General features: G+C 72.7%; 10 protein-coding genes. 4 read left to right on the top strand and 6 right to left on the bottom strand.

The features are described 5' to 3' along the window. Positions 1 to 9 precede the first annotated feature (9 nt). Entirely contained in the window at positions 10 to 1,389 is a 1,380-nt protein-coding gene (locus OG514_RS04555; protein ID WP_266891074.1) for an NAD(P)/FAD-dependent oxidoreductase, read from the bottom strand. A gap of 222 nt (positions 1,390 to 1,611) precedes the next feature. Beyond that, positions 1,612 to 2,532 (bottom strand): TIGR01777 family oxidoreductase, encoded by a 921-nt coding sequence (locus OG514_RS04550; protein ID WP_266891072.1) that lies wholly within the window; start codon positions 2,530 to 2,532, stop codon positions 1,612 to 1,614. Between the two features lie 38 nt (positions 2,533 to 2,570). Here OG514_RS04550 and OG514_RS04545 point away from each other — a divergent pair, with 38 nt between their 5' ends. Continuing rightward, positions 2,571 to 3,074 carry a GNAT family N-acetyltransferase gene (locus OG514_RS04545; RefSeq protein WP_266891070.1) on the top strand — a complete coding sequence of 168 codons (504 nt, stop codon included), beginning with the start codon at positions 2,571 to 2,573 and terminating at the stop codon, positions 3,072 to 3,074. Here OG514_RS04545 and OG514_RS04540 read toward each other — a convergent pair. Then, positions 3,057 to 3,761 (bottom strand): TetR/AcrR family transcriptional regulator, encoded by a 705-nt coding sequence (locus OG514_RS04540; RefSeq protein WP_266891068.1) that lies wholly within the window; start codon positions 3,759 to 3,761, stop codon positions 3,057 to 3,059. The genes OG514_RS04545 and OG514_RS04540 overlap by 18 nt on opposite strands. Positions 3,762 to 3,904: 143 nt before the next feature. Between OG514_RS04540 and OG514_RS04535 the strand changes: the two genes are divergently transcribed. After that, a complete protein-coding gene (locus OG514_RS04535) occupies positions 3,905 to 4,699 on the top strand; it encodes an SDR family NAD(P)-dependent oxidoreductase (RefSeq protein ID WP_266891066.1) in 795 nt (264 codons plus the stop codon). Positions 4,700 to 4,865: 166 nt separating this feature from the next. Here OG514_RS04535 and OG514_RS04530 read toward each other — a convergent pair whose 3' ends face one another. Then, positions 4,866 to 5,387, bottom strand: a complete 522-nt coding sequence (locus OG514_RS04530; protein ID WP_266900743.1) for a DUF4240 domain-containing protein — start codon at positions 5,385 to 5,387, stop codon at positions 4,866 to 4,868. 99 nt (positions 5,388 to 5,486) lie between these two features. On the opposite strand from OG514_RS04530, the gene OG514_RS04525 reads away from it, so the two are divergent. Then, a complete protein-coding gene (locus OG514_RS04525; protein WP_266891064.1) occupies positions 5,487 to 6,416 on the top strand; it encodes an SDR family oxidoreductase in 930 nt (309 codons plus the stop codon). 28 nt (positions 6,417 to 6,444) lie between these two features. Here the strand turns inward: OG514_RS04525 and OG514_RS04520 are convergent, their stop codons facing one another. Then, the gene (locus tag OG514_RS04520; RefSeq protein ID WP_266891062.1) at positions 6,445 to 7,404 is read right to left on the bottom strand and encodes a YafY family protein; all 960 of its coding nucleotides are present in this window, start codon (positions 7,402 to 7,404) and stop codon (positions 6,445 to 6,447) included. 72 nt (positions 7,405 to 7,476) lie between these two features. Here OG514_RS04520 and OG514_RS04515 point away from each other — a divergent pair, with 72 nt between their 5' ends. Beyond that, positions 7,477 to 8,925 carry a protein kinase gene (locus tag OG514_RS04515; protein ID WP_266891060.1) on the top strand — a complete coding sequence of 483 codons (1,449 nt, stop codon included), beginning with the start codon at positions 7,477 to 7,479 and terminating at the stop codon, positions 8,923 to 8,925. 97 nt (positions 8,926 to 9,022) lie between these two features. Here the strand turns inward: OG514_RS04515 and aceE are convergent, their stop codons facing one another. Continuing rightward, positions 9,023 to 11,728, bottom strand: coding sequence for a pyruvate dehydrogenase (acetyl-transferring), homodimeric type (gene aceE, locus OG514_RS04510; RefSeq protein WP_266891058.1), 2,706 nt, complete (start codon positions 11,726 to 11,728; stop codon positions 9,023 to 9,025). Positions 11,729 to 11,971: the final 243 nt, after the last annotated feature.

Here is an 11,971-nt window from a genome sequence, read left to right as displayed (position 1 = left end):
CGCGACGGGTTACGCCGCCTCCTCCGCCGGAGGTGCCGACGGGAGGCGGATGCCCAGGTCCGTCAGGAGTTCGTGGGCCGCGCGGTGGCCCGAGGCCAGGGCGCCCTGGAGGGTGCTCGTGGCCCGGTGGTCGCCGCAGACGTACAGGCCCGACAGCAGCCGGACCGAGCGGCGCCCGTCGTGCGGGGGCGCCATCGCCGGGACCGCGTCCGGCGTGTGGCGCATGGCGAGCAGCTCCCACTCATCGGTCGACGTGCCGTACAGCGTGGCGAGGTGCTTGCGGACCCGCCGTTCCGTGTCGTCCGGTGGTGTTCCGTGCACCGTCGAGGTGATCAGGGGCCGGCCCTCCGGCGCCCGCCCCGGGTCGACCGCGCTCATCACCGCGGTGTGGGCCACCGGCCCGCCCGGGTCGGACTCCAGGATCAGCGTCGGATCCCCGACGGGCGCCACCGGCGCGGTGTGGTGAAGCACCGTCACGGAGTGGAAGGCGGGCCGACGCAGACCGGGCAGCAGCTCGGCCGCCGTCCGCGCCCCCGTCGCGAGGACGACCGACCGGCAGCGGAACACCCCGTGCTCCGCCGTCGTGACCCGCGAGATCGACGCCTCCGTGACCCGGACTCCGGTATGGACCGTGCCCGGCGGAAGGGCCGCCGCGAGCCGCTCCGGGAGCGCCGCCGACCCGCCTTCGGGGGTGGTGAGCCTGCCCCGGGCGAAGGCGCGCAGAGCGAGGTCCGCGCGGCGGCTCGACGTGCCCAGGTCCGGGTCGCCGAGGAGCGCCGCGAGCAGCGGCCGCAGCACGCCCTGCACGGTCCTGGCGGGCAGCCGGGCGGTCAGCGCCTCGCGCGCGGTCCGTTCGGGGCGGGCCAGGATCCGCTGCGTCGGGGTCGCCGCGAGCCGGACGAGGGAGGCGCCGAGCCGCGCCTGGTCGAGCGAGGCGGCCGGATGCCGGGGGGCGCTCGCGAGGGCGCGTGCCACGCTGAACGCTCCCCCCACGCTCCGGTGCCCCGCACTCCGGTGCCCCACGGCCGCCCGGCGCGGGTGCGGGGCGCCCCACCGCGCGTACCGGCCGTCGCTGTGCACGAGCACCCCCGGGGTGAACGGCCGCAGCACCAGGCCGTCGAGCCCCGGGACCGCCCGCAGCTCCTCGTGCGACACGGTGAGCAGCGGCCCGACCCGGTCGAGCAGGAAGCCGTCGACGGCCTCGGTCGCCATCCGGCCCCCGATCCGGGGTTCCGCCTCCAGGACGGCGACGGAGAGCCCGGCGTCGGTCAGTCGGCGGGCGGCGGCGAGTCCCGCGACCCCGGCTCCCACGATCACGACGTCGACGGTCTGCGCGACGTCGACGTCCGTACGCTGTGCGGTCCTTGCGCTGTCTGCGCTGTTGAGCACGTGCCCCTCCCCAGGTCGGCGCGGCCGGTGGGAGGCCTATGCCCCCAACGGGCCTCCGGAATGCCCGAGTTCGCCGTTCATGTCGAGCCTAGGCAGCGCTCCCACGGGTGCCAGCCGCGCGCACCGGGGTGCGTGCGGCACGGGGGAGCGCAGAGGGGTGGGAAGAGGGGTCGGAGGAGGGGTCGGAAGGAGGGGGCGGGAAGGGCGGGAGTCATGCGCCGCTCAGCGGGCCGCCGCCCTGATCGAGTCGTCGATCGTCGGGAACGCGAACTCGAAACCGGTCTCCAACAACCGTCCCGGCAGCACCCGCTGACTGCCCAGCACGTCCTGCGCGAAGTCCCCGAGCACCACCTTCAGGGCGGGGGCGGGCACCGTGAAGAGGGTCGGCCGGTGCAGGACGCGGCCCATCGCCGCGGTCACCTCGCGGTTGGTGACCGGCTCGGGGGCGGTCAGGTTCACCGGGCCCGAGAGCGACGGGGTGTCGACGAGATGGCGCAGGGCGGCCACCTCGTCGTGGAGAGAGATGTACGACCAGTACTGACGGCCGTCGCCCATCCGCCCGCCGAGCCCGGCGCGGAACAGCGGGAACAGTCGCCCCCAGGCCCCGCCCTCGCGCGCCACGACCAGGCCCGTACGGGCGTAGGCGACGCGGATGCCGGCCTCCTCGGCGGGGGCCGCGGCGGCCTCCCACTCCACGCAGACCGAGGGCAGGAAGCCGGTGCCCGCCGGGGCGCTCTCGTCCACCGCGCGGCTGCCGGTGTCCCCGTACCAGCCGAGCGCCGTGCCACAGACCAGGCTCTCCGGCGGCTCCGCGAGCGAGGCGAGGGCCTGGGCGATCGCCGTCGTGCCGAGCACCCGGCTGTCCCGGATCTCCTGCTTGTACGCCTCGTTCCAGCGGCGCTCGCCGACCCCGGCGCCCGCCAGGTGGACGACGGAGTCCACGCCGACCAGCCCGGCGGCGTCGACGTACAGCCGCTTCGGGTCCCACTCGACCTCGTCGGCGGTCCTGGCGGGCCGGCGGACGAGCCGGAGGACGTCATGGCCGTCGGCGCGCAGGGAGCGGACGAGGGCGGTGCCGATGAGCCCGGAGGCGCCGGTGACGGCGACACGCTTGCGAGTGGCGGAACGCTGCATGGGCACCATCCTGCCCTCCCCGGCCGGTACGTGGCACAGTGGCCGCCATGATCGTGCCGGAGACGCTGATACGCCCCGCCGACCCCGCGGACGACGCCGCCCTCGCCGAGCTCGACCGGGCCGCCTGGTCGACCCTGCACGCGGTGCTGCCCGCCCCGGTCCCGCCGTACAGCCCTTTCTTCGACGACCCCCATCTGCCTGAGGACTACCTCCTCGCCGTGCGCGAGGGCGTGATCGTCGGCTACATCCGGGTGGTGCCGCCGACCCCGCTCGCCGCCACCGCCCACGTCCGGCAGATCCAGGGCCTCGTGGTCGCCGAGTCCGCGCGGGGGCTCGGCGTGGCGCGGACGCTGCTGCGGGCCGCGATGGACAAGGCGCGGGCGGACGGCGCCGTGCGGATGACGCTCCGGGTGCTCGGCCACAACGCCCCGGCCCGCGCGCTCTACGCCTCCGAGGGCTTCGCGGTCGAGGGCGTCCTGCCGGGGGAGCTCTTCCTGGCCGGGGCGTACGTGGACGACATCCTCATGGGCCGGTCACTCGCCACCCGCTGAACCCGGGTTCAACAGCCGCATCCCGCCCATCAGCTCCCGCAGGCACCGGACCGCGAGCTCCCCCGGGGCGCCCTCGCCGCGTACCGGTGCGTCCGTCTCCGCCCAGGACTCCAGGGCGATCCGGATGGCGTCCGTGGCCGCCGCAGCCGCGAGCCGTACCTCCAGCGGGTCCGCACCCGGTCCCGCGAGCCCGGCGACGACCTCGCGCAGCCGCTCCTCCGACTCCTGGTTGACCCGGTACCAGACGGCCCGCAGCGCCGGGTCCTCGGCGGCCGCGCGCAGCAGCCCGCGCGTCCAGCGCAGCCCCTCCTCGGCCGCCGCGTCCCCGGGGGTCAGCGACGCGGCGATCGAGCGTTCGAGGGCCTCGGGAAGTCCCGCGCCCGGTTCCGTCGCGGCTGTCGTCGCCGTTGTGGCTGTCGTCGCCGTCGCGGCGAGGAGTTCGCGCCAGCGGTCGCCGCCGCCCGCGAGGAGCGGGGCCACGGCGTCCTGCTTGGAGCGGAAGTACCGGTAGAAGGTGCGCAGGGCGACCCCGGCCCGCAGGGCGATGTCCTCGGCCGTGGTGCCGTCGGGGCCGTGCTCCGTGAAGAGCTCGGCGGCGGCGCGCGCGATGTCCAGCTGGGTGGCGGCCTTGCGGCGCTCCGTCAGCGTCCGGGTGGGGGGCGTGGCGCCCTCGGGCTTGGTGCTCACCGTACGAAGCGTACGCCCGCGGTCTGTCAGACGTGCATGATGTGCACGGAGTGCAACTATGGCAAAACGTGCCACTTGGGCGTACGGTGGCAGCCTCCCCCGGAAAATCCCGGTCGGAAGCCCGACATCGAGAGGTTGCCGCCATGAACCAGCTGACCCGTTACGTAGGACGCCGCGCCCTCATCACCGGCGGCGGCTCCGGCATCGGCCAGGCCACCGTCCTGCGCGTGCTCGCCGAGGGCGGCCGGGTCGTCGCCGCGGACATCAGCGAGGACGGCCTCAAGGACACCGTCGCCAAGGCCGGCGACGCCGCCGACCGCCTCACCACGGTCGTCCTGAACGTCGCCGACGAGGCCTCCGTACGCGCCGGAGTCGCCGCCGCCGTAGCGGCGCTCGGCGGCCTGGACGTGCTGGTCAACGCGGCCGGCATCCTGCGCTCCTCGCACACCCACGAGACGAGCCTCGACTCGTTCGAGCAGGTCATACGGATCAACCTCACCGGCACGTTCCTGATGATCCGCGAGGCGATCCCCGCCCTCCTGGAGGGCGACGGCTCAGCCGTCGTGAACTTCTCCTCCACCTCCGCGATGTTCGCCCACCCCTACATGGCGGCCTACGCGGCCAGCAAGGGCGGCATCCAGTCCATGACCCACGCGCTCGCCTCCGAGTACGCCAAGCAGGGCATCCGCTTCACCGCCGTCCAGCCCGGCTCCATCTCCTCCGGCATGACCGACGGCACCGGCGCCAGCCGCCAGAGTGTCGGCCCCGGCATCCCCGAGGACGCCGACTGGTCCCTCTTCGCGAAGCTCGCCCCCGCCCTCGGCCAGGGCTTCGCCGGCCCCGAGACCGTCGCCGGCGTCGTCGCGATGCTGGCCAGCGAGGACGGAAAGTTCATCACCGGCACCGAGGTCCGCGTCGACGGCGGGACGCACTTCTGACGAAGCCCGTCCTCGCCGACCCCGCCTCCGTCGAGGCCCTCACGGACCGCGCGCAAGACCGCTCCGGACCACCATCGGCGGCAGGTTGCCGAGCTCGCTGAGAGCGCCGGACGGACCGACGGACGACCGCGGATCCCGGGGGCGGGTCCCAGGATCCGTGGTCGCGCTACGCCGCTCCGAAGCGCTCCCACAGCCGAGGGAAGCGGGACGCGAGCACGTCGTCGTCCTCCAGGTCGAACGGCGCACCCAGCGGCTCCCCGCCCGGCATCGGAATGCCCAGGTCGGGGGTCTCGGCGCCGGTCAGCTGCTCGTACGCCTCGTCCGCCGCGAAACCGATCTCCTCACCGTCCCCGTCGATCTCCACGTCGAAGTCGCCGAGCAGCTCCGCGAGCGCGTCCGGTTCGTGCACCGCGCCCTCGTAGACCTCCCGGCCCTGGCCGATGAGCCAGCAGCGGAACGAGTCGAAGGTCTCGTCACCGGCCCCGTCGAACAGCACGGCGGCCGCGCCCCACAGATCCCAGAGGTACGCGCGGTTGTAGCGGGCCTCGAAATGGCGTGCGTAGTCGAGCACGGAGTCGGGGTCCAGCCGGGTCAGCCGTTCCACGAGCAGGTCGGCCTGTTCCTCGGGGTCGCCCTCGGCGTCCTCGCGGCTGGCGTCGATGATCTCCCAGAACTCGGTCTCGTCCATCACGGGACCAGCATCGTGGCTCGGGAGGGGCGACGCACCCGGAAAGCCCGAAATGAATCCAGACAGAAGGTGTCGTACTTTCCTGTAAGTCTGGTGCCCATGACGACGGAGACGAACGACACGAAGAGCCTGCGGGGACGGATCTGCCTGGTCGCCGGAGCCACCCGGGGCGCCGGACGGGGCATCGCCGTCCAGCTCGGCGCGGCCGGAGCCACGGTGTACGTCACCGGGCGGACCACGCGGGAGAAGCTCAGCGAGGTCGGCCGGGCCACCGAGACCATCGAGGAGACGGCCGAACTGGTGACGGCGGCCGGCGGCGAGGGCATCGCCGTCCCCACCGACCATCTGGACGTCGAGCAGGTCCGCGCGCTGGTCGACCGGATCGACCGGGAGCAGGGGCGGCTCGACGTCCTCGTCAACGACGTGTGGGGCGGCGAGCACCTCCTCGTCTTCGGCAGGAAGACCTGGGAGAACGACCTCACCGGCGGCCTCCGGATGCTCGAACTCGGGGTGCGGACGCACGCCATCACCTCGCACACGGCCATCCCGCTGCTCATCCGGAACGGGGGCGGGCTCGTCGTCGAGGTCACCGACGGCACGTCCGAGTACAACGGCACCCGCTTCCGCGAGAACCTCTTCTACGACCTCGCCAAGAACGCCCCGATCCGGATGGCCTTCGGCCTCGGCAAGGAACTGGAGGAGTACGGCGGCACGGCGGTCTCCGTCACCCCCGGCTGGCTCAGGTCCGAGCAGATGCTCGCCGGGTTCGGCGTCACGGAGGAGAACTGGCGCGACGCCGTCGGGAAGATCCCGGACTTCGCGATCGCCGAATCACCGGTGTACGTGGGACGGGCGGTCGCCGCTCTCGCCGCCGACCCCGACCGGCACCGCTGGAACGGACAGTCGCTGTCGAGCGGACAGCTCGCGGGGGAGTACGGCTTCACCGACGCGGACGGCTCGCGGCCGGACGCCTGGGGCTTCATCCTCGCCGGCGAGACGGGAAAGCCGGACGTGAACGACTACCGCTAGACCGACCACGCGGAGACCGACGGACCGACTACCCGTAGAGCGCGGCCATGGCGCGAGCCGCCTCCCCGAACCGGGCGCGCAAGGAGGCCGGTGCCAGTACCTCGGCCTCCGCGCCGAGCGTGAGCAGCTGCGAGAAGGCGACCTCCTCGCTCTCCACCGGGAGGACCACCCGTACCCCGCCGTCCTCGGTCACCCCCGCCGCCAGGGCCTCCTCGGCGGCGCCGCGGTCCGTCACGTACGGGAGTCTGCGGGCCCCCGCCTCCGTGAGCCGTACGACGATCTCGGCGCGCAGGATCGACCGGGCGAACTCCGCCGCACGGTCGGCCCAGAAGTCCGGCAGGGCGAACCCCTCGTCCCGTACGAAGTGTTCCCCGGACAGGGCGACGGCCGTGAAGCGGTCCACCCGGTACGTACGGAACGCCGTACCGGACCGCGCGCACAGGTACCAGACGCCCGCCTTCAGGACGAGGCCGTACGGGGCGAGCTCGCGGTCCACCTCACGGTCGCCCCGCCGGTAGCGGGCGGAGAGCAGCCGGTCGTCCCAGACCGCCTCCGCGATCGGCGGCAGCAACTCCGGGGTCTCCGGCTCCTGGTACCAGCCGGGCGCGTCGAGCAGAAAGCGCTGCGCCACCGAGTCCGGGGCGTCGCGCAGCGAGGGCAGCAGCGCCGCGGACACCTTCAGCCGGGCCGCCGACGCCGCGTCCTCCAGGCCCATGTCCCGCAGCGCGCCCGGCAGTCCGGACAGGAACAGCGCCTCGGCCTCGCCGCGCGCCAGGCCCGTGAGACGCGTGCGGTAGCCGCCGACGAGCCGGTACCCGCCGGCCCTGCCCCGGTCCGCGTACACGGGAACCCCCGCCTCCGAGAGGGCCAGGGCATCGCGGGTGATGGTGCGCTCCGACACCTCCAGCTCGGCGGCGAGTTCGGCCGCCGTCATCGAAGGACGGGACTGGAGGAGAAGGACCAACTTGATCAGACGGGCGGCGCGCATGAAACCCACCCTCCCATCGATACTGTGGCTCACGGGGCACAGCAGTCCGAAGGGGCCATGGGGGAGGGCACGATGAGGGGGACGGTGCTGGACGGCCGGTACGAGCTGGAGACCCGGCTCGGACGCGGCGGGATGGGCCAGGTGTGGAGCGCCCTGGACCGCCGGATGCATCGGGACGTGGCGGTCAAACTCGTCACCGCGCTGCCCGAGATGGGCGAGGAGGAGACCTTTCTGCGTTTCCGCCGCGAGATCCGCTCCGCGGCGAGCCTGCCCGGCCGGTACGCGGTCGCCGCGTACGACTGCGGAGCGACCGAGATCGACGGCGAACGGGCCCTGTACCTGGTCATGGAGCGGCTGACCGGCCGTACGCTCACCCGGGCCGTCCACGAGGACCGCCCGCACTGGACCGTCACCGTCGACTGGGCCCGGCAGCTCGCCACCGCCCTCGACGCGGCCCACTCCCGGCGGATCGTCCACCGGGACCTCAAGCCGGACAACGTGATGTTCGACGAGGACGGCGACCTCAGGATCCTCGACTTCGGCATCGCCAAGTTCCTCGGGGACACCGTCCGGATCGGCGGGCTCACCGGGACCGGCGTCGCGATCGGCACGCTCCTCTACATGTCACCGGAACAGGCGCTCGGCGAACGGTCCGTCGACCACCGCACCGACCTGTACTCCCTGGGCTGCGTGCTCTACTTCGCCCTCACCGGCCGCGCGCCCTTCGCGGCCGACAACATGCTCGGCCTGATCAACCAGAAGCTCCACGGCACGGAACGCCCGCCGCACCACCACGTGCCCGGAATCCCGGACGGTCTCAGCGCGCTCGTCATGGACCTGCTCGCCCGCGAACCGGGGCACCGGCCCGCCTCCGCGAAGGACCTGCTGGCCCGGCTCCACGACCTGGCCCCCTCGACGGCGCCCGGGGCGCTCATGGCCACCGACGTGGGCGCCGAGCGTGACCGGATCCTCGCCGAGGCCGAACGGGAGGCGCGGGCCAGACGCGACGCGGCGGACGCCCTCTTCGACGAAACCCGCACCAAGGCCTCGCAGGCGGCGGCGGATTTCGAGACCCACCTGAAGAAGCGGCGCGAGCAGGCGGAGCAGGATCTGGCCACGCGCCAGGCGAAGGCGGAGGAGCGCCTCGCGGAGATCGAGCACCGGGCTGAGCAGCTCCGGCTGGAGGCGGTGAAGCTGCGGAGGGACTCGGAGCGCCGGGCCCGGCAGGTGGTGGCCGACGCGCGTGCGGAGGCGGATGCCCTTCTGGAGGAGTCCCGTGCCGAGCTGGCGGCCGGGCTCGGGGACGTCGCGGAGCTGCGCTCCTCCATCGGCGAGCTCCTGGCCGACAGCAAGTACCAGCCGCTCGGCTCCCTGGCACAGCAGCGCGAGGGCACCCTCCGCGAGCTCGAAGCACTTCACCGCGGGCTCTCCGCCCTGTCGGAAACGGCCTCCGGCCCCGCCTCGGCGGACCGGGGCGAGGCCGGGCCCCCACCCGACCGTGCCGGGTTCCGCAAGGCCTGACGAGGCTGGACCGGTCCGACGGGTCACGCCGAAGGGCCGCGTCCGTACGAGAAGTGACGTACGGGCGCGGCCCTCAGGACCGGATCGGGCGGCCGGACTACAGGCCGTAGCGCTCGCGCGCCTCCTTCACGGCCGAGGCCGGGACCTCGCCGCGGCGGGCGAGCTGCGCGAGGGCCGCGACGACGATCGACTGGGCGTCGACGCCGAAGTGGCGGCGGGCCGCGTCACGGGTGTCCGAGAGGCCGAAGCCGTCGGCGCCCAGCGAGGACCAGTCCTGCTCGACCCACTGCGCGATCTGGTCCGGGACCTGGCGCATGTAGTCGGAGACCGCGAGGACCGGGGACTCGACGCCTTCGAGCGCCTTGCGGATGTACGGCACCTGCTCCTCGCCGCGCAGCAGCGCCGCGTCGGCGTCGAGGGCGTCGCGCCGCAGCTCCGTCCAGGAGGTCGCGGACCACACGTCGGCGCCCACACCCCACTCGGCGGCGAGCAGCTTCTGCGCCTCCAGGGCCCAGTGGATGGCCGTACCGGAGGAGAGGAGCTGGATGCGCGAGGCGTTCGCGGGGAGGTCGAGACCGGCCGACTCCGCCGTGTTGAAGCGGTAGAGGCCCTTGACGATGCCCTCGTCGATGCCGGACGGCTTGGCCGGCTGCGGCATCGGCTCGTTGTAGACGGTGAGGTAGTAGAAGACGTTCTGGTCCTCGCCCTCGGCGGCCTCGCCGTACATCCGGCGCAGACCCTCCTTGACGATGGTCGCGACCTCGTAGGCGAACGCCGGGTCGTACGTCAGGGCGGCCGGGTTGGTGGCCGCGATCACCGGCGAGTGGCCGTCGGCGTGCTGGAGGCCCTCACCGGTCAGGGTCGTACGGCCCGCGGTGGCGCCGACGAGGAAGCCGCGGCCGAGCTGGTCGCCGAGCTGCCACATCTGGTCGGCGGTGCGCTGCCAGCCGAACATCGAGTAGAAGATGTAGAACGGGATCATCGCTTCGCCGTGCGTGGAGTACGCGGTGGACGCGGCGATGAAGTCGGCCATCGAACCGGCCTCGGTGATCCCCTCGTTGAGGATCTGGCCGTTGACGGCCTCCTTGTAGTACATCAGCTGGTCGCGGTCGACCGGCTCGTACGTCTGGCCCTTCGGCGAGTAGATGCCGAGCGACGGGAACAGCGACTCCATACCGAAGGTACGGGCCTCGTCCGGGACGATCGGGACCCAGCGCTTGCCGGTCTCCTTGTCGCGGATCAGATCCTTGATCAGACGGACGAACGCCATCGTGGTCGCCATCGACTGCGTGCCGGAGCCCTTGTCGAAGGCGGTGAAGGCCTTCTCGGCCGGGGCCGGCAGCGGGGCGATCGCGTGGGTACGGCGGGCCGGGGCCGGGCCGCCGAGGGCCGCGCGGCGCTCCTGGAGGTAGCGGACCTCGGGGGAGTCGACGCCGGGGTGGCCGTAAGGCACCTGACCGTCGGCGAACTGCGCGTCCGAGATGGGCAGCTCAAGAAGGTCACGCATGTTCTTGAACTCGTCGTTCGAGAGCTTCTTCATCTGGTGGTTCGCGTTCTTCGACGCGAAGCCCTCACCGAGGGTGAAGCCCTTGACGGTCTGCGCGAGGATGACCGTCGGCGCGCCCTTGAACTCCACGGCGGCCTTGTACGCGGCGTACACCTTGCGCGGCTCGTGGCCACCGCGGGAGAGGTGGAAGCACTCCAGGATCTTGTCGTCGCTCAGCAGCTGCGCCATCGCGACGAGCGCCGGGTCCTTGCCGAAGAAGTCCTGGCGGATGTAGGCGGCGTCGCGGGTCTGGTACGTCTGGACCTGCGCGTCCGGCACCTCGCGGAGGCGGCGGACGAGGGCGCCGGTGGTGTCGAGCGCGAAAAGCTCGTCCCAGGCGTTGCCCCACAGCGACTTCACGACGTTCCAGCCGGCGCCGCGGAACTGGGCCTCCAGCTCCTGCACGATCTTGAAGTTGGCGCGGACCGGGCCGTCGAGGCGCTGCAGGTTGCAGTTGATGACGAAGGTCAGGTTGTCCAGACCCTCGCGGGCGGCCAGGGCGAGGGCCGCGGTCGACTCGGGCTCGTCCATCTCGCCGTCACCGAGGAACGCCCACACGTGCGAGGCGGAGACGTCCTTGATGGCGCGGTTGGTCAGGTAGCGGTTGAAGCGCGCCTGGTAGATCGCGGAGAGCGGGCCCAGACCCATGGAGACGGTCGGGAACTCCCACAGCCAGGGGAGGCGGCGCGGGTGCGGGTAGGAGGGCAGACCGTTGCCGCCGGACTCCTGCCGGAAGTTGTCGAGGTGCGCCTCGTTCAGGCGGCCGTCCAGGAACGCGCGGGCGTAGATGCCGGGGGCGGCGTGACCCTGGATGTAGAGCTGGTCGCCGGAACCGTCGGCTTCCTTGCCCTTGAAGAAGTGGTTGAAGCCGGTCTCGTACAGCCAGGCGGCCGACGCGAACGTGGCGATGTGACCGCCGACGCCGTACTTCGAGCCGCGGGTGACCATCGCGGCCGCGTTCCAGCGGTTCCAGGCGGTGATCCGGCGCTCCATGGCCTCGTCGCCGTCGAAGGCGGCGCCCGTCGGCTCGGCGGAGGTCGGGATGGTGTTGACGTAGTCCGTCTCCAGCAGCTTGGGCAGGGCCAGGCCCGCGCCCTCGGCGTGCTGGAGCGTGCGGCGCATCAGGTAGGCGGCCCGGTGGGGCCCGGCGGCCTTGGTGACGGCGTCCAGGGAGGCCGCCCACTCGGCGGTCTCCTCGGTGTCACGGTCCGGGAGCTGGTCGAGCTCACTCGGAATCTTGCCTACGGGATCGGTCATGATCGCCGCCTTCCGGACAGATGGGGGTGGAGAAGGGGTGCCTTGTCTGGCAGGACAGGGCGAAGGGCCGGGTAGCGGCCCGCCGAAGACTGTAAACCGACGATCGATGATCGATCAAAGGGTTGAAGGGGAAAACCTCTCCGTATCGAGAAAGTCGGCACAGGGTGCCGCGAAACTGGGCACCCGGTGCCTAGTTTTCGCAGGTGGGAGCCACTTTCTGAGAGGGTGCTCGCACGAATGAGC

This window comes from Streptomyces sp. NBC_00572 (assembly GCF_026341815.1).
GTDB lineage: Bacteria > Actinomycetota > Actinomycetes > Streptomycetales > Streptomycetaceae > Streptomyces.
This window is presented reverse-complemented; position numbering and strand designations above follow the sequence as displayed.

What these genes read in the sequence shown, in the direction of transcription:
- OG514_RS04525 (WP_266891064.1), top strand. Translation starts at nt 5,487, where the DNA reads ATGACGACGGAGACGAACGACACGAAGAGCCTGCGGGGACGGATCTGC.
- OG514_RS04535 (WP_266891066.1), top strand. Translation starts at nt 3,905, where the DNA reads ATGAACCAGCTGACCCGTTACGTAGGACGCCGCGCCCTCATCACCGGC.
- OG514_RS04530 (WP_266900743.1), bottom strand. Translation starts at nt 5,387, where the DNA reads ATGGACGAGACCGAGTTCTGGGAGATCATCGACGCCAGCCGCGAGGAC.
- OG514_RS04545 (WP_266891070.1), top strand. Translation starts at nt 2,571, where the DNA reads ATGATCGTGCCGGAGACGCTGATACGCCCCGCCGACCCCGCGGACGAC.
- OG514_RS04515 (WP_266891060.1), top strand. Translation starts at nt 7,477, where the DNA reads ATGAGGGGGACGGTGCTGGACGGCCGGTACGAGCTGGAGACCCGGCTC.
- OG514_RS04520 (WP_266891062.1), bottom strand. Translation starts at nt 7,404, where the DNA reads ATGCGCGCCGCCCGTCTGATCAAGTTGGTCCTTCTCCTCCAGTCCCGT.
- OG514_RS04550 (WP_266891072.1), bottom strand. Translation starts at nt 2,532, where the DNA reads ATGGTGCCCATGCAGCGTTCCGCCACTCGCAAGCGTGTCGCCGTCACC.
- aceE (WP_266891058.1), bottom strand. Translation starts at nt 11,728, where the DNA reads ATGACCGATCCCGTAGGCAAGATTCCGAGTGAGCTCGACCAGCTCCCG.